The sequence below is a fragment of the Desulforamulus reducens MI-1 genome, assembly GCF_000016165.1.
Lineage (GTDB): Bacteria > Bacillota > Desulfotomaculia > Desulfotomaculales > Desulfotomaculaceae > Desulfotomaculum > Desulfotomaculum reducens.
Genome location: NC_009253.1, coordinates 2,974,803 through 2,992,435, shown reverse-complemented (window position 1 = coordinate 2,992,435; position 17,633 = coordinate 2,974,803). Strand labels below are relative to the sequence as shown.

Sequence of the window (17,633 nt, the reverse complement as noted above, 5' to 3'; positions counted from 1 at the left end):
ATGTCCGTACCACTTTTTGATATTTATCATATACCTGACATAAAAATTAATCAACATTTTTTTGGAAAAGGAGATAAATTGATAAATGTTAAAATGAAAGAAAATTTTTGGGCAGGAGGAAGGTCCTTTGGTGTTAGACAATCATAACCCACTACCTTTGCATATACAGTTAAAAGAGATTTTATTAAAAGAGATTAGACAAGAGGTCTATGAAGAGAAAATACCCAGTGAAAGGGAACTAATGGATAAGTATTCTGTTAGCCGTACAACCGTACGAGAGGCGGTAACCGCCTTGGTGCATGAAGGGGTACTGGAGAAAATTCATGGCAAGGGAACCTTCATTAATCGCTCTCATTCAGTCAATGAATGGTTAGGTTATCTAAGTAGCTTTACTGAAACCATTGAAAGAATGGGAATGGAATCCGGAGCACATTTGCTGTATCAGGGAACCGGTTCTCGCATGGAGATAGCAGAAACCCTTGGTGTAGAAGAATATTATTGCATAAAACGGCTGCGGTTTGCTGACAATGAGCCCATCGCCATAGAGAGACATTACTATCCCTTAGAAATTGGCTTTATTCTCAAAAAATATGACTTAAATCAAATTACGTTGTATGAGAAACTAGAATTAGAGGGAATTGTTTTGCAGGATGCGGAACAGAGAATATCTGCAGAGAATCCCAGTGCCAATGATGCGAAATTATTAAGAATCTCAGAAAATACCTGTACATTAGTTGCTCAACGGTTAATTACCGATCCCCTAGGGAAACCCATAGAATATTACCACAGTATTTATCAAGCAGATAAGTATGTGTTTAGTTTGAAAATGTCCAGAGGTGTGCGAGTAGTTTAATCTTTGATAGTGATAAAAATCATTAGTCCAATAGCCCTGTATCCATAAAAATTTTGGATATTGGGTTTTTTTTTGTCATTTACATTACAAAAAATATTAAAAAATGCTTGCAAAAGATAAATCCTTTGTGTATATTCTTATTAACTGGTACGTACGTTATGATGTTACAACGTTATAATGTCGACAATAAGACACATGGGTAAATTGTGTTAGTAATCACAGTATCAAGAGTTGTTTACTAGGAATTTGGAAAGGGGGGCAAGGCAGTATAAAATCCCAAGGTTTGTCAAGGTGCTTTTTAGAAGATTAGTACTATGTTTTTTTGTGAAATGTTGATCACAGTAGCACAAATAAATACAACTTATGCTTTTCTAGAAGATAATTAGAAGCCTAAGCTACCTTGGTACACAGTTTTATTAACTAATAAACTAAAAACATCACGGGAGGTTTAATGATGAAAAGAAATAAAACACTTGTTGGTTTATTAGCACTACTAATTATTCTTTCCCTTACTTTGGTTGGGTGTGGTTCAGATAAAGGTGATAAGAAAGAAGGCGCTACAGATGGAAAGAAAATCACCATTCGATTAGCCCACCCCATGGCTCCTGGTAACAACGTGACTCTTGGTTATGAAAAGTTTAAAGAACTGGTGGAAAAAAAGTCTAACGGTAAAGTAGAAATTCAGCTCTATGGCAATACTGTTTTGGGTAGTGACCGTGTAACTATGGAATCTGTTCAAAAAGGTACTCTGGAAATGGCATCCAGTTCTTCCCCTAACATGGCTAACTTCTCCCCCAAGTTTATGGTATTTGACTTACCCTATATTACTCAGCCTGAAAACCAGCAAAAACTTTACAAGGCTTTAGATGAAGGGGAACTGGGCAAATACTTTGACAAAGTATCTGAAGAAATTGGCTTAAAACCCATTATGTGGAGTGAATACGGATATCGCAACTTCGTAGCCGCTAAGCAAGAACTTAATGGAGCAGAAGACCTCAAAAACCTCAAGCTTCGTACAACTGACTCTCCTGTAGAAGTAGCCGTTGCTAAGGCCCTTGGCGCCAACCCAACCCCGATTGCCTGGGGCGAAGTTTATACTGCATTACAGCAAGGTACCATTGACGGGGAAGGTAACACCTTTGGCTTACTCTACTCTGCTAAACACCATGAAGCGCTGAAGTATGCAATGGATTCCGAACACAACTACAGTATGCACCTTCTTATGATTAACAAAAAATACTTTGATGGTCTTCCTAAAGATATACAGGATATTTTAGTAGAATCTGGTAAAGAAGCTCTTGCTTACCAACGTCAGGTTTCTGCTGAACTGGAAGAAAAGGCTAAGCAAGACTTTATTAATGCAGGTATAAAAGTTCACGAATTAACTCCAGAAGAAAAAGCTAAGTTCAAAGAACTAACTAAAGGTGTATGGACAATGTTCCCTGACAAGATTCCTCAAGAACTGATTGACATGGTAGTGAATGCTCAGAAGTAATTAGGTTTATCCCGGTGGGGGAGGGTCTTGTGCCCTCCCCAGTAATGAAAACTTTATAGATATGCGCCATTTTTACGAAGCACAAAACTCAAAATTAGAGAGGCGACGCCAATGGCAAACAACATTACTCAGAATGATATACAAAATGCCAAGCCAAAAAGCTTGTTGCGATGGCTGGATGACAATCTTGAAAAACCCATCCTTTTTATCGGGATGTTGTCGATTATATTAATTATTACCTACCAAACTGCTTATCGCTATATAATTACGCACATGTATGAAGGTTCCGGGGCTGCCACCTGGACTGAAGAGTTAGCCCGTTATATCTTTATCTGGATATCGTACCTGGCCATTCCCCTTGCTGTTAAAACTCGCAATAATATACGGGTAGATATTATCTATGATAGGTTGCCGAAACGTTTTCAAAAAGTAAGCTGGATTATTGTTGATGTATGTTTCCTTTGCTTGAGCGTTGTGGTGTTCTTAAAAGGCTTAGGTCACTTAGAAATGCTGCTTAATATGCCTCAGACCACCCCTGCTTTGCAAATACCTTACTTTATTCCCTATTTAATTCTCCCCATAGGTTTTGGACTCATTAGTTTACGTGTAATTCAAGACCTTGTAAGACAAGTAAAAGAATGTGGTATAAAAGACTCACTTATTGGTGCTATCTTCTGTGGGGTTATAGCTTCCCCGCTGTTGCTAGGTATTGAGCTAGATGCCTTGGTTTGGTTGTTTGGTTACTTCTCAATATTTTTAGTAATTGGCGTACCCATTGCCATTGCTTTGGGGCTATCCGGGTTAGCTACTATCATAGGGGCAAATACGTTGCCGATAGATTATGTTGCCCAACTTTCTTTTACATCAATTGACAGTTTTCCAATTATGGCAATTCCATTCTTTATTGCAGCCGGTGTTTTCATGGGAGCAGGTGGTCTTTCTAAGAGACTTTTGGCCCTGGCTGATGAAATGCTGGGTTCCCTCTACGGAGGTATGGCTCTTGCAACCATTGCAACCTGTATGTTCTTTGCAGCCATCAGTGGTTCGGGTCCGGCAACCGTTGCAGCCATCGGAGCCCTTACAATTCCTGCTATGATCGAGAGGGGCTATGATAAACACTTTGCGGCAGCACTAGTTGCCTGTGCCGGTGCCATCGGTGTAATGATTCCTCCCAGTAACCCCTTTGTAGTGTACGGCGTATCGGCCCAGGCCTCTGTTGGTAAGTTGTTTATAGGTGGTATCGTCCCAGGCGTATTAACGGGTCTTGTGTTAATGGGTATCAGTTATTTCTACTCTAAGAAAAACAACTGGAAAGGCGAAGAACGCGAGCGTAACTTTGGCACCTTCGTAAAAGCTTTCTGGGATGCCAAGTGGGCATTGATGGTGCCAGTTATTATATTAGGCGGTATCTATGGCGGTTTCATGACGCCCACCGAGGCAGCAGCTGTATCAGCTTTTTATGGATTAATCGTAGGTGTGTTTGTTTACAAGGAAATTAATCTTAAAAATATTACAGAGTGCTTCATGGAAGCTTGCAGCACTTCAGCAGTTGTTATTGTGCTAATGTCTATGGCGACAATCTTCGGTAACATTATGACTATCGAGCAGGTTCCCAACAAAATTGCCGAGTTTATCCTTGGTATTACCGAGAATAAGATCATGATCTTACTAATGATTAATATCTTACTTCTGATAGTGGGTACGTTTATGGAAGCTTTAGCAGCTATTGTAATCCTAACTCCCATCTTGCTGCCTATTGTTACAAAGGTAGGAGTTGATCCGATTCACTTCGGTGTTATCATGGTTGTTAACCTGGCCCTTGGATTTATTACTCCTCCTGTTGGTGTTAACCTATTCGTTGCAAGTGGTGTTGCCAAACTTAAAATTGAAGACTTAGCGAAATCGGCGATGCCATTACTGGGTGCGATGATTGTTGTATTACTCCTAGTCACTTATGTACCTTCAATATCCTTGTTCCTGACAACGCTCATTAAGTAATTATGCTCTTATGCTCCTGTAAAAATATCTTTAGAACTAGGATTGCTCTAGTTCTAAAGATATAAAGAAAAACTTTATATAAGTTAGTGAAGTGAAAGAGCTTATACCTATATATGTATAGACTTAGATAAACATCTAAATCTTAAGGAGGAGTCCTAAAATGACAACATGTTGTACCGTGTATTCACCTCATGAACAAAGAATTCAAGAAGAAATGTTAGGCAAAAATGATTTCAAAAAAGGCAGAGAGAGAATCTATAAAATCCTGGAAAGCTTTAATACCCAACGCCCCATCATTGATGTAGAAAGAGCCAAGTACTTCACTGAGTCCATGAAAGAAACCGAAGGTGAACCCTTGGTATTAAGATGGTCCAAGGCCCTGCTACACATTGCAAAAAATATGACTGTCTACATTGACGATGACAACCTATTGGTAGGTAGGGGCGGGCAACCCGGAAGATATGGCATGCTGTTCCCTGAATTAGACGGTGACTTTCTTGATGTTGCCATCGAGCAACTGCCCAGCCGTGTAGAGTCTCCCTTTAACATTTCCCAGGCAGATGCTGATATCGTGATTAACGAAATTGCTCCCTATTGGAAGGGTAAAACATTCCATGAAAACCTGACCAAAGCCCTACCCAAAGAAACCCTAAAATACACCTATGATCCTAAGGACCCCTTAAAATCCAGATTCATTGTAAACGAAACGGCATCTTTCCGCTCTTCCATTCAGTGGGTTCACGACTATGAAAGAGTATTAAAGAGAGGTTTCAAAGGAATTAAAGAAGAGGCAGAGCAAAAACTGGCAGCCCTTGATCCTCTAAGCCCAGTGGATAACATGGAGAAAGCTCCCTTCCTCCAGGCCGTTATCAACGTATGTGATGCCATCGTACTTTGGGCAAAGAGACATGCTAAGCTGGCTGCTGAACTGGCAGAAAAAGAAGCAGACCAAACCAGAAAGCAAGAATTACTGGAGATTGCTGAAATTTGTCAGTGGGTACCTGAAAACCCCGCCCGGAACTTCCGTGAGGCAGTACAGTCCCAGTGGTTTACCCAGATGTTTTCCAGAATTGAACAAAAAACCGGTACCATCATTTCCAACGGACGTATGGACCAGTACTTCTACCCTTACTATCACTAGCGTTGCATAAAAACTAATGTATAAATCAAAAGTAAATAAATGGAAAATTGCATTGTATTATTTTGTAATAAATTGGTTGTATACACCAATTACCTTATTTCTCTTTGTGCTAAAGGAACAACCACTTAAGAGGTAGTCCTTTATCCACATTTTTCAGATCATGTAATTCCTAAGCTATTATCGGGTCGTAAGTTAGATCATCCAGGTGTTCTGCCTCACCTTGTAGTACCTGTACTAACGTAATGTTGTAGACTTTTTCATGGTCTATACACCGTCGTCCTCTTGAACTTTGGCCTGACTTGTGGTGGAGCTTTCGTACAAACTTGGTGAAGTCTACATAAAGGCATGTATGAAGCAACATTTGAATTTTTAGTAATGGGCCTTCGTAACCTGTTTTCTTTTTAAGCAACATCATTAAACAGTAGGTAATCAGTGCTATCATCAATTGGTTTTCCACAGCCTGCTGGCTTAAACCATAGAAATGTTTTACACAGAAATGTTGTTTGATCCACTTAAAGAATAATTCTATCTGCCAGCGGTAGCGGTATATGTCGCTTATTTCCTCGGCACTTAACTCAAAGTCGTTGGTAATGATAATTACAGGCTTACCCTCGGTATCTTCTGTTTCTATTAGTCTCAAGGGGTTCTGCATTTTGGTTGTACCGTCTTTGCCTAGGATTACTTTATGGTCTTTCTTGATTAAGCTATCTTGGTTTGTTGGAAATTTTTCTAGTGTTTCAACTATTGCGTTACTCTTTAAACGGCTAACGAATCTGGTACCATTATTAGAATAATTGTCAAACCTCTTGTAATCCAAGTAGCCACGATCAAAGACGTTTAGGGCATCTTTTTCTACAACCAAGGCATCCATTTGTGTTTTGTCAGCAGACTTAGCTGGTTTAATTATGGCTTTGTCTGGTAGAACCCCTTGCTCAAGCAGCTGGATACGGAGGTGTAATTTAACTCCACTTTTGGTTTTTCTGAACTCTGCCCAGCGGTATCGGGATAGACAAAGGCTTATTGTTGAAGAGTCTATCAGATAAATGCGACCTAATTCTTGTCTTATTGATTTAAAACCTATTTCAGTACCAAACTGATGGACTATATCAGAAAACAGAGACTGAGTTAATTCAGGAGATAAATCTCTCAATTTACGGGATAACTGTGAAGCACTAATTGAATCTAAACCTACTGCCGAGCTGAAATTATCATCATTTAAGCTGTTACTAATATGGCGGAGACCTTTAAGTTGCTCTAACTGTGCATAGGAAATCATTTGAATTAGTTTGATAACGGTTAATTTTTTAGCGTAAGCATCGACTTCTGATTCTTTGACATTGCTTAAAAATTTTTCGTTATAAATTGTTTGAAATAGTTGATTATATGTGGATTTATTGGTATTCTTGTCCATGCGTGGTCTCCTTATTTTTGGGATTATGGACAGGACTACCTGTTATATCTCAATTATAAGGAGATTTTTTATTTATTCGTAGACAAAATATCCCAAAATACTTGACAAAACAAAAATTTTTTTATGCAACACTAGTGCCTTACTATAAAAAAGATTTGGCAGAAGGCCGTATCACTCCGGAAAAGGCAGTTGAACTACTGGAATGTATGTGGGTAGCCATGGCTCAATTCATTGACCTTTATGTATCTCCCACCGGCGGTGCTTTCAACGAAGGCTATGCACACTGGGAAGCTGTAACCATTGGCGGACAGACTCCCAACGGAAATGATGCTACCAACGAACTAACCTACTTATTCTTACAATCTAAGCAGGAGTTCCCCTTAAACTATCCTGACCTGGCAGCCCGTATCCATGCACGTTCACCGGAACGTTATATGCATGAGGTGGCATTAACTATTAAAGAAGGTTCTGGATTCCCTAAATTAATCAACGACGAAGAAGTTGTTCCCTTACTGCTTTCCAAAGGAGCAAAGTTTGAAGAAGCCTATGACTATGCCGTATCCGGTTGTTCCGAAGCCAGAATGCCGAACCGGGATACCTTTACCAGTGGTTGCCCCTATGTCAACTTTGCCGCAGCCGTGGAAATGGTTTTGCATAACGGCAAAATGCTGCTCACCGGAGACGAAGTTATTGGTCTTGAGACAGGAGATCCAAGAGATTTTAAAACCTGGGATGAGTTCTGGAGTGCCTACCTAGCTCAATCCACCAATTTCTTAAAACATGCATTTATCCAGCAGCATGTGATTGTAAACCTACGTCCCAAGCACTTTGCAACTCCACTGGGTTCTGCACTGCATGATCTGTGCATGGAAAACTGTTTAGATCTGCATACCCCAGTGATTCCTGGTGGTATTGATATGGGCTACTTTGAATTGATGGGCTATGGTACTGTAGTTGACTCACTGGCAGCGGTTAAAAAGCTTGTCTTTGAAGATAAAAGAATAACCATGACAGAATTAATTGAAGCCCTGAAATGCAACTTTGAAGGCAAAGAAGCTATCAGACAAATGCTATTAAATGCTCCAAAATACGGTAACAACGATCCCTATGTGGATTCCATTGCCAAAGAGGTTGACCGTGAAGCCCTTGAGTTTACCAGAAAATACTCCAAAGAACTGGGCGTACACTTTGACCTAAGACTGGTACCCTTTACCTCCCACGTGCCCTTTGGTAAAGTAGTCAGTGCCTCTCCCAACGGAAGAAAGGCATACACACCATTGTCTGACGGATCTTCAGCTTCCCACGGTGCGGACGTAAATGGACCCACTGCGGTGTTGTTATCCAACTTTAACTCTAAGAACTATGATTATAGAGAGCGAGCCTCTAGACTGTTAAACATTAAGTTTACGCCATCCTGTGTGGTGGGAGAAGAGGGAACCCAAAAGCTGGCATCCTTTATCAGAACCTGGTGCGATTTAAGACTGTGGCACCTGCAGTTTAACATTGTAAACAAAGAAACCCTGCTGAAGGCTAAAAAGGACCCAGATAAATACCGTGGTTTGATTGTGCGGGTAGCCGGCTACAGTGCATACTTCTGTGACCTGTCTCCTGATTTACAAGATGATATTATTGCCAGAACAGAGCACAGCACCATCTAAAGGAATAAATGTTAGCTGTAAGTCCTGCTTTTTAGCAGGACTTACAGCCATATTCAGTCAGGAGGAAATATATGGTTGCTGCAACTAACTTTGACAAGAAGAAATATGGCTATGTTTTTAATGTCCAGCGTTATTCCGTGCACGATGGGCCGGGCATCAGAACCATTGTGTTTTTAAAAGGGTGTCCACTGAGATGTCAATGGTGCGCCAACCCGGAGTCCCAGCATTTTCACCCTGAGCTGGCTTACAATGCAAATAAGTGCATTAGTATAAAGGAATGCGGCTGGTGTATTAAAAGCTGTGAGACAGAAGCCATTAAGCACGACCAAAATGGCAAAATTACCGTTGATCGAGAACGATGCACCAACTGTGGCAAGTGTACGGATATCTGCCCTTCCAAGGCTTTAAATATGTATGGAGAATTAAAAAGGGTCGATGAAGTAATAGAGCTGGTTGAGCAGGATAGCTCTTTTTACATGCGATCAGGCGGAGGAATTACCTTAAGTGGTGGTGAACCCCTGGTGCAGGCAGAGTTTGCATTAGAAGTTTTAAAGGAAGCAAAGCGCAGAAGACTTAATACTGCTATAGAGACCTGCGGTTATGCAGATTGGGAGAAGGCAGTAACGGTATTTGAATACGTTGACAATATTCTTTTTGATATAAAAAGTATAAATTCAACTAGACATAAGCAATTTACAGGCGTAGGGAATGAAACTATATTAGAAAATTTTAAGAAGTTATGCAATTGTTTTCCCAATACTCCAATCACTGTAAGGACTCCGGTGATTCCAGGCTTTAATGATACAGAACAAGATATCTTAGCAATTATTGATTTTATTAAATGTTATCCCAACGTTAAGTATGAGATTTTAGCTTACCATCGTTTAGGTGAACCTAAGTACACTTATATTGGTAGAGAATATCTTTTATCAGGGGTTAAACCCATTCCTGAGGAACGTATTAGCACTCTAAAAAAACTAGTGCAAGAGAACTTTCCTCAATAATAAAGAACCGGTTTCCCGACCCCATTAGGAAAAAAACCTAGCCCTTTGAGGCTTGGTTGCAAAGATAATATCGTGATATACTGATATAAGTACCATTTTTTTTGCTTACAAAAAAGAGGGATATCAAAGTTAGATGTGCATAAGTAAAACTGAGGCCTAGGCCACTTGCTATGCTACGTATAAATTGCATCTTCCCTAAAGATACGGATTATTGTAAAAGTTCAAATCCAAGGAATACTTTAGGTGAAGATTTGGGAGTGTGTGTTTAATGGGTTTAAATGTAAATAATCCATTACCCTTGCATATACAATTAAAAGATATCTTACTGCGGGAAATCAGGGAAGGACTGTACCAAGAGAAAATCCCCAGTGAAAGAGAGCTCATGGATAAGCATTCCGTTAGCCGTACCACTGTACGGGAGGCGGTATCTGCCTTGGTTCATGAAGGGATATTGGAAAAAGTTCATGGCAAAGGAACCTTTATTAATCGTTTTCGTTCAATTAACGATTGGTTAGGTCATTTAAGTAGTTTTACGGAAACCATAGAAAGAATGGGCATGCAAGCCGGAGCACAACTGCTTTATCAAGGGACTGGCTCAAACCAAGAAATTGCAGAGAGTCTAGGAGTAGAAGAATATTATTACATTAAAAGGTTGCGGTTTGCGGACCAGGAACCCATTGCCATAGAGCGGCATTATTATCCTTTTGAAATTAGTAATAAATTAAAAAAATACGACTTAAATCAAATTACACTATATGAAAAATTGGAGTCTGAAGGTATTTACTTGCATGAGGCAGAGCAAAGAATATCTGCTAAAAATCCCGACCCAAGCGATGCGAAATTGCTAGGAATATCAGAAAATACTTGTATATTAGTTGCCCAGCGTTTAATAACAGATCCCCAGGGAGATCCCATAGAGTACTATTGTGGTATTTATCGAGCAGATAAATATGCATTTAGCTTGAAAATGTCAAGAAACATGAAGTAGTTTACCAATAGGTAGTGATAAGAAGGTAGTGATAAGAATAACTTACAAAACAGGCCACGTTTTTCAGTAATATGGGAAGCGAGACCTGTTTTGTCTTGTGTATTGCAAAAAAAATGTCAGCAACCTTAAATACATATTGCAAAAAAGCATTAAACGGTGTATATTCATAGTAACTGGTACGTACGTCACGACGTTACAACGTTACAACTCTTGCAATTTTATATGTATCATTGTGTAAGTTATCACAGAAATTTACCAAGACAAATTCCTTTGCTTTAACCTAATTAAACGCATTGTCCATAGCAATTATTACAACCAATTGTAATTTTTACCTAATAACCTACCTTTGTAAGAAATGTCTAGGCGAAAATTTAAATTGATAAAAAATTGCCGCTGGTTCCGCAGTACGTAAGCAATAATCTGTAAGCAGATTAAATATGCATATTAACTAACTAAGGAGGGAACTTCCATGACAACATGTTGTACCGTGTATTCACCTCATGAACAAAGAATTCAAGAAGAAATGTTAGGCAAAAATGATTTCAAAAAAGGCAGAGAGAGAATCTATAAAATCCTGGAAAGCTTTAATACCCAACGCCCCATCATTGATGTAGAAAGAGCCAAGTACTTCACTGAGTCCATGAAAGAAACCGAAGGTGAACCCTTGGTATTAAGATGGTCCAAGGCCCTGCTACACATTGCAAAAAATATGACTGTCTACATTGACGATGACAACCTATTGGTAGGTAGGGGCGGGCAACCCGGAAGATATGGCATGCTGTTCCCTGAATTAGACGGTGACTTTCTTGATGTTGCCATCGAGCAACTGCCCAGCCGTGTAGAGTCTCCCTTTAACATTTCCCAGGCAGATGCTGATATCGTGATTAACGAAATTGCTCCCTATTGGAAGGGTAAAACATTCCATGAAAACCTGACCAAAGCCCTACCCAAAGAAACCCTAAAATACACCTATGATCCTAAGGACCCCTTAAAATCCAGATTCATTGTAAACGAAACGGCATCTTTCCGCTCTTCCATTCAGTGGGTTCACGACTATGAAAGAGTATTAAAGAGAGGTTTCAAAGGAATTAAAGAAGAGGCAGAGCAAAAACTGGCAGCCCTTGATCCTCTAAGCCCAGTGGATAACATGGAGAAAGCTCCCTTCCTCCAGGCCGTTATCAACGTATGTGATGCCATCGTACTTTGGGCAAAGAGACATGCTAAGCTGGCTGCTGAACTGGCAGAAAAAGAAGCAGACCAAACCAGAAAGCAAGAATTACTGGAGATTGCTGAAATTTGTCAGTGGGTACCTGAAAACCCCGCCCGGAACTTCCGTGAGGCAGTACAGTCCCAGTGGTTTACCCAGATGTTTTCCAGAATTGAACAAAAAACCGGTACCATCATTTCCAACGGACGTATGGACCAGTACTTCTACCCTTACTATAAAAAAGATTTGGCAGAAGGCCGTATCACTCCGGAAAAGGCAGTTGAACTACTGGAATGTATGTGGGTAGCCATGGCTCAATTCATTGACCTTTATGTATCTCCCACCGGCGGTGCTTTCAACGAAGGCTATGCACACTGGGAAGCTGTAACCATTGGCGGACAGACTCCCAACGGAAATGATGCTACCAACGAACTAACCTACTTATTCTTACAATCTAAGCAGGAGTTCCCCTTAAACTATCCTGACCTGGCAGCCCGTATCCATGCACGTTCACCGGAACGTTATATGCATGAGGTGGCATTAACTATTAAAGAAGGTTCTGGATTCCCTAAATTAATCAACGACGAAGAAGTTGTTCCCTTACTGCTTTCCAAAGGAGCAAAGTTTGAAGAAGCCTATGACTATGCCGTATCCGGTTGTTCCGAAGCCAGAATGCCGAACCGGGATACCTTTACCAGTGGTTGCCCCTATGTCAACTTTGCCGCAGCCGTGGAAATGGTTTTGCATAACGGCAAAATGCTGCTCACCGGAGACGAAGTTATTGGTCTTGAGACAGGAGATCCAAGAGATTTTAAAACCTGGGATGAGTTCTGGAGTGCCTACCTAGCTCAATCCACCAATTTCTTAAAACATGCATTTATCCAGCAGCATGTGATTGTAAACCTACGTCCCAAGCACTTTGCAACTCCACTGGGTTCTGCACTGCATGATCTGTGCATGGAAAACTGTTTAGATCTGCATACCCCAGTGATTCCTGGTGGTATTGATATGGGCTACTTTGAATTGATGGGCTATGGTACTGTAGTTGACTCACTGGCAGCGGTTAAAAAGCTTGTCTTTGAAGATAAAAGAATAACCATGACAGAATTAATTGAAGCCCTGAAATGCAACTTTGAAGGCAAAGAAGCTATCAGACAAATGCTATTAAATGCTCCAAAATACGGTAACAACGATCCCTATGTGGATTCCATTGCCAAAGAGGTTGACCGTGAAGCCCTTGAGTTTACCAGAAAATACTCCAAAGAACTGGGCGTACACTTTGACCTAAGACTGGTACCCTTTACCTCCCACGTGCCCTTTGGTAAAGTAGTCAGTGCCTCTCCCAACGGAAGAAAGGCATACACACCATTGTCTGACGGATCTTCAGCTTCCCACGGTGCGGACGTAAATGGACCCACTGCGGTGTTGTTATCCAACTTTAACTCTAAGAACTATGATTATAGAGAGCGAGCCTCTAGACTGTTAAACATTAAGTTTACGCCATCCTGTGTGGTGGGAGAAGAGGGAACCCAAAAGCTGGCATCCTTTATCAGAACCTGGTGCGATTTAAGACTGTGGCACCTGCAGTTTAACATTGTAAACAAAGAAACCCTGCTGAAGGCTAAAAAGGACCCAGATAAATACCGTGGTTTGATTGTGCGGGTAGCCGGCTACAGTGCATACTTCTGTGACCTGTCTCCTGATTTACAAGATGATATTATTGCCAGAACAGAGCACAGCACCATCTAAAGGAATAAATGTTAGCTGTAAGTCCTGCTTTTTTAGCAGGACTTACAGCCATATTCAAAGCCTGGATAATAACGAGTATCTTTAAAATGAAATTGTATATTTCAGGGAGTAGCCGAGAGACTACTCCTTTTTCTGGGTTGTCCCAAGAATATTCATTAGTACTAATATATATCACTAGTGTTGCATAAAAAAATTTTTGTTTTGTCAAGTATTTTGGGATATTTTGTCTACGAATAAATAAAAAATCTCCTTATAATTGAGATATAACAGGTAGTCCTGTCCATAATCCCAAAAATAAGGAGACCACGCATGGACAAGAATACCAATAAATCCACATATAATCAACTATTTCAAACAATTTATAACGAAAAATTTTTAAGCAATGTCAAAGAATCAGAAGTCGATGCTTACGCTAAAAAATTAACCGTTATCAAACTAATTCAAATGATTTCCTATGCACAGTTAGAGCAACTTAAAGGTCTCCGCCATATTAGTAACAGCTTAAATGATGATAATTTCAGCTCGGCAGTAGGTTTAGATTCAATTAGTGCTTCACAGTTATCCCGTAAATTGAGAGATTTATCTCCTGAATTAACTCAGTCTCTGTTTTCTGATATAGTCCATCAGTTTGGTACTGAAATAGGTTTTAAATCAATAAGACAAGAATTAGGTCGCATTTATCTGATAGACTCTTCAACAATAAGCCTTTGTCTATCCCGATACCGCTGGGCAGAGTTCAGAAAAACCAAAAGTGGAGTTAAATTACACCTCCGTATCCAGCTGCTTGAGCAAGGGGTTCTACCAGACAAAGCCATAATTAAACCAGCTAAGTCTGCTGACAAAACACAAATGGATGCCTTGGTTGTAGAAAAAGATGCCCTAAACGTCTTTGATCGTGGCTACTTGGATTACAAGAGGTTTGACAATTATTCTAATAATGGTACCAGATTCGTTAGCCGTTTAAAGAGTAACGCAATAGTTGAAACACTAGAAAAATTTCCAACAAACCAAGATAGCTTAATCAAGAAAGACCATAAAGTAATCCTAGGCAAAGACGGTACAACCAAAATGCAGAACCCCTTGAGACTAATAGAAACAGAAGATACCGAGGGTAAGCCTGTAATTATCATTACCAACGACTTTGAGTTAAGTGCCGAGGAAATAAGCGACATATACCGCTACCGCTGGCAGATAGAATTATTCTTTAAGTGGATCAAACAACATTTCTGTGTAAAACATTTCTATGGTTTAAGCCAGCAGGCTGTGGAAAACCAATTGATGATAGCACTGATTACCTACTGTTTAATGATGTTGCTTAAAAAGAAAACAGGTTACGAAGGCCCATTACTAAAAATTCAAATGTTGCTTCATACATGCCTTTATGTAGACTTCACCAAGTTTGTACGAAAGCTCCACCACAAGTCAGGCCAAAGTTCAAGAGGACGACGGTGTATAGACCATGAAAAAGTCTACAACATTACGTTAGTACAGGTACTACAAGGTGAGGCAGAACACCTGGATGATCTAACTTACGACCCGATAATAGCTTAGGAATTACATGATCTGAAAAATGTGGATAAAGGACTACCTCTTAAGTGGTTGTTCCTTTAGCACAAAGAGAAATAAGGTAATTGGTGTATACAACCAATTTATTACAAAATAATACAATGCAATTTTCCATTTATTTACTTTTGATTTATACATTAGTTTTTATGCAACGCTAGTGAATATATATATAAATGATAGGTGATAAAGTATGTATGAAAGTATTTTTGCAGGGCTTATTGTTTTTTTTGCATCTGTTCTACAGGCCTCTACAGGATTTGGTTTTGCTATTATGGCAACACCCTTTTTACTTTTAGTTTTTGACTCGCGGGATTGTATTCAAATAAGTATTTTTCTGTCCTTATTTATTGCCCTAATCTTAATGCCCAAGATCAAACATGAAATTGATCTTGATATACTAAAACGACTTATTCACGGTAGTATTTTAGGTATTCCCATTGGTTTAGGATTTTTCATCTATGTTAGCCTAGATATTCTTAAGGCCTCTGTAAGTGCTGTGATATTAATGATATCCATTTTTTTAATTATTAAGTGGTATCAAACCCACTTCAGGAAAACTGTGGAAGGTCCCATAGACAAAACCAAAGAATGTAAAGATGCCATAGAAGCGGATCAAAATTCAATTCTGAAAGTGATGAAGGAATCGGAAAGAAGGAATGAAGTATTTGTGGGCTTAACAGCAGGGATCTTAACCACCAGCCTAGGGATGCCCGGAGTACCCCTTGCAATTTATTTTACTGCCCAAAATGTCAAGAAAGAGACCATAAGAAGTACCACGCTAGCCTTCTTTATTGTTGTTTACATTGTAAGTATCATTATGCAAGTCTTTAGCGTAAAAATTAGCACAGAGGTACTGTTTACTTCCCTATATTTAATTCCTACTGCTGCTGTTGGTGTATTCTTGGGGAATATACTGTTCTATAAAATAAACCAAAGGATGTTCCAACTAATAGCTAACTTGATACTTATATACACGGGATTTTATATATTTTATAAAACCTTATTATAATAAAAAATGTAGGACCAATGAAATATGGGTTCCTTTTTGGCAAATAAGAAAGTATAAAACTTTCCCGACTTGCATAAGGGCAACTAAGGCTTACGCCGTCACCTAAAGGCTTTCGTGCCCTATAGGGTATGGCGTAAGCCAAGTTTCTTTATGTGATAGAAATTAGTCCATTGGTTTAATTTTCAAAGGATTTTCATTAATGAATATAGAAATATTACTTTTGCAAAGTACACATTTTGTTATGAGGTTAGATGATGCGCAAATTATCGATTTATTTTGCTAAAGGCCTATTGGTTTTATTGCCAATCATTGGAACATTTTATATTTTAGCCTTTATTTATGCTAAAATCTCTGGTATCGGCAATGCCATTCTTTTTCCTCTGGTGGGGAGGAATTTGCCTGGAATTGACTTTGTCTTTGTGGTATTAATGGTTTGTATCATTGGCTTAATTGCTAATTGGTGGATATCGAAGAAGATTTTAGCCCTAATAGAAGGGTTTATCTGCAGCATGCCAGGGGTTAAGAATATTTATAATACTCTTAAGGATGCCCTAAAATCCTTGGCAGGTGATAAAAAGAAATTTGACACTGTTGCACTGGTAAGGCTTAATGACATTACCTACCGGCTAGGTTTTCTAACCGTAAAGGATAGTCCCTTTCAGGATCAGGATGGCAGGGAATTAGTGGGGGTTTACTTTCCCCAAACATTGCAGGTGGCCGGGGATATGTACTGGGTGCCCAGGGATTCAGTAACCATTGTGAATATACCGGTGGATCAGGCCCTGAGACTAATCATTTCAGGTGGAGCCACTGGAGCCGATGTGGACATTAGACACAATGAATGGCAGGTTATTGCTAAAAGAGGTTTAAACAAAAAAACCGAATAAAAATGTATTTTATTGACGAAAAATAGAAACTTTTCTGTCCTCCGACTGAATATCTTAGTGATAAAGGAGGGCAGATGCATGAAGTTAAAAACAAAATTTCTGTTGGTAGTTCTCATGGTAACATTGTTGCAAATAACATTTCTGGTTCCTGCACAGGCAGGGTATGATTATATCGACATTGTTATGAACGGCAATTACCTTTACACCGATGTTCCCCCAGTCATGTATCAGAACAGGATTTTTGTTCCCATGCGGACAATTTTTGAGGCGTCTGGTGTTACGGTAGATTGGGACCAGTACTTAGGGGAAATAACAGCAACTGATGGCAGAAACGAACTAATTATGTATGTAGAAGCCTATGATGCCTATCTTAATGGAGAGCTTATCTATCTAGAGGTACCACCTATCGTGGTCTATGGCCGTACAATGGTGCCCATACGATTTATCGGGGAAACCCTCGGGTATCATGTCTGGTGGGATGAATATTCACAAACGGTGTTTTTAGAGTAAAGAAACATGACTCGGGTTGCTCCCGGGTCATTATTTTTCTGTATTTCGAAAATTGGCTTCTGTTTGACAACTAATCCTTTGATCAATTAAAATAAAAACATTATTAATTTTATGTTAAGAGTTCTGTTGACTTTGTTCGTTTTTTTTTTTGGCACAA

General features: G+C 39.6%; 11 protein-coding genes and 2 pseudogenes. 12 read left to right on the top strand and 1 reads right to left on the bottom strand.

Going from position 1 to position 17,633, the window contains the following annotated elements:
• Window positions 1–130: 130 nt before the first annotated feature.
• The 4 genes and pseudogenes from DRED_RS14705 to DRED_RS14690 all read left to right on the top strand — a co-directional run.
• Window positions 131–853 (top strand): GntR family transcriptional regulator, encoded by a 723-nt coding sequence (locus DRED_RS14705; protein ID WP_011879057.1) that lies wholly within the window; start codon window positions 131–133, stop codon window positions 851–853.
• 451 nt (window positions 854–1,304) lie between these two features.
• The gene (locus tag DRED_RS14700) at window positions 1,305–2,348 is read left to right on the top strand and encodes a TRAP transporter substrate-binding protein (RefSeq protein WP_156779676.1); all 1,044 of its coding nucleotides are present in this window, start codon (window positions 1,305–1,307) and stop codon (window positions 2,346–2,348) included.
• Window positions 2,349–2,459: 111 nt separating this feature from the next.
• Complete coding sequence (locus tag DRED_RS14695) at window positions 2,460–4,346, top strand: TRAP transporter large permease (RefSeq protein WP_011879055.1); 1,887 nt, start codon at window positions 2,460–2,462, stop codon at window positions 4,344–4,346.
• A gap of 160 nt (window positions 4,347–4,506) precedes the next feature.
• Window positions 4,507–5,481: pseudogene (locus tag DRED_RS14690) on the top strand (pyruvate formate lyase family protein); the annotation flags it as partial.
• 175 nt (window positions 5,482–5,656) lie between these two features.
• Here DRED_RS14690 and DRED_RS14685 read toward each other — a convergent pair.
• Complete coding sequence (locus tag DRED_RS14685) at window positions 5,657–6,898, bottom strand: IS4-like element ISDre1 family transposase (protein ID WP_011876678.1); 1,242 nt, start codon at window positions 6,896–6,898, stop codon at window positions 5,657–5,659.
• Between the two features lie 137 nt (window positions 6,899–7,035).
• Between DRED_RS14685 and hpsG (DRED_RS14680) the strand changes: the two are divergent.
• The 8 genes and pseudogenes from hpsG (DRED_RS14680) to DRED_RS14645 form a co-directional block, all read left to right on the top strand.
• Window positions 7,036–8,556: pseudogene (gene hpsG / locus DRED_RS14680) on the top strand ((2S)-3-sulfopropanediol dehydratase); the annotation flags it as partial.
• Window positions 8,557–8,627: 71 nt separating this feature from the next.
• Window positions 8,628–9,560: a (2S)-3-sulfopropanediol dehydratase activating enzyme gene (gene hpsH / locus DRED_RS14675; RefSeq protein WP_011879052.1), complete on the top strand. Its 933-nt coding sequence runs from the start codon at window positions 8,628–8,630 to the stop codon at window positions 9,558–9,560.
• Between the two features lie 268 nt (window positions 9,561–9,828).
• Complete coding sequence (locus DRED_RS14670) at window positions 9,829–10,548, top strand: GntR family transcriptional regulator (RefSeq protein WP_011879051.1); 720 nt, start codon at window positions 9,829–9,831, stop codon at window positions 10,546–10,548.
• Between the two features lie 469 nt (window positions 10,549–11,017).
• Window positions 11,018–13,504 (top strand): (2S)-3-sulfopropanediol dehydratase, encoded by a 2,487-nt coding sequence (hpsG, locus tag DRED_RS14665; protein ID WP_011879050.1) that lies wholly within the window; start codon window positions 11,018–11,020, stop codon window positions 13,502–13,504.
• A gap of 309 nt (window positions 13,505–13,813) precedes the next feature.
• A complete protein-coding gene (locus DRED_RS14660) occupies window positions 13,814–15,055 on the top strand; it encodes an IS4-like element ISDre1 family transposase (protein WP_011876678.1) in 1,242 nt (413 codons plus the stop codon).
• Window positions 15,056–15,260: 205 nt separating this feature from the next.
• Window positions 15,261–16,079 (top strand): sulfite exporter TauE/SafE family protein, encoded by an 819-nt coding sequence (locus tag DRED_RS14655; RefSeq protein ID WP_011879049.1) that lies wholly within the window; start codon window positions 15,261–15,263, stop codon window positions 16,077–16,079.
• A gap of 251 nt (window positions 16,080–16,330) precedes the next feature.
• Window positions 16,331–16,966, top strand: a complete 636-nt coding sequence (locus tag DRED_RS14650) for a DUF502 domain-containing protein (protein ID WP_238442536.1) — start codon at window positions 16,331–16,333, stop codon at window positions 16,964–16,966.
• A gap of 78 nt (window positions 16,967–17,044) precedes the next feature.
• Window positions 17,045–17,476 carry a copper amine oxidase N-terminal domain-containing protein gene (locus DRED_RS14645; protein ID WP_011879047.1) on the top strand — a complete coding sequence of 144 codons (432 nt, stop codon included), beginning with the start codon at window positions 17,045–17,047 and terminating at the stop codon, window positions 17,474–17,476.
• Window positions 17,477–17,633: the final 157 nt, after the last annotated feature.

What these genes read in the sequence shown, in the direction of transcription:
- DRED_RS14700 (WP_156779676.1), top strand. Translation starts at nt 1,305, where the DNA reads ATGATGAAAAGAAATAAAACACTTGTTGGTTTATTAGCACTACTAATT.
- DRED_RS14695 (WP_011879055.1), top strand. Translation starts at nt 2,460, where the DNA reads ATGGCAAACAACATTACTCAGAATGATATACAAAATGCCAAGCCAAAA.
- DRED_RS14685 (WP_011876678.1), bottom strand. Translation starts at nt 6,898, where the DNA reads ATGGACAAGAATACCAATAAATCCACATATAATCAACTATTTCAAACA.
- hpsH (WP_011879052.1), top strand. Translation starts at nt 8,628, where the DNA reads ATGGTTGCTGCAACTAACTTTGACAAGAAGAAATATGGCTATGTTTTT.
- DRED_RS14670 (WP_011879051.1), top strand. Translation starts at nt 9,829, where the DNA reads ATGGGTTTAAATGTAAATAATCCATTACCCTTGCATATACAATTAAAA.
- hpsG (WP_011879050.1), top strand. Translation starts at nt 11,018, where the DNA reads ATGACAACATGTTGTACCGTGTATTCACCTCATGAACAAAGAATTCAA.
- DRED_RS14660 (WP_011876678.1), top strand. Translation starts at nt 13,814, where the DNA reads ATGGACAAGAATACCAATAAATCCACATATAATCAACTATTTCAAACA.
- DRED_RS14655 (WP_011879049.1), top strand. Translation starts at nt 15,261, where the DNA reads ATGTATGAAAGTATTTTTGCAGGGCTTATTGTTTTTTTTGCATCTGTT.
- DRED_RS14650 (WP_238442536.1), top strand. Translation starts at nt 16,331, where the DNA reads ATGATGCGCAAATTATCGATTTATTTTGCTAAAGGCCTATTGGTTTTA.
- DRED_RS14645 (WP_011879047.1), top strand. Translation starts at nt 17,045, where the DNA reads ATGAAGTTAAAAACAAAATTTCTGTTGGTAGTTCTCATGGTAACATTG.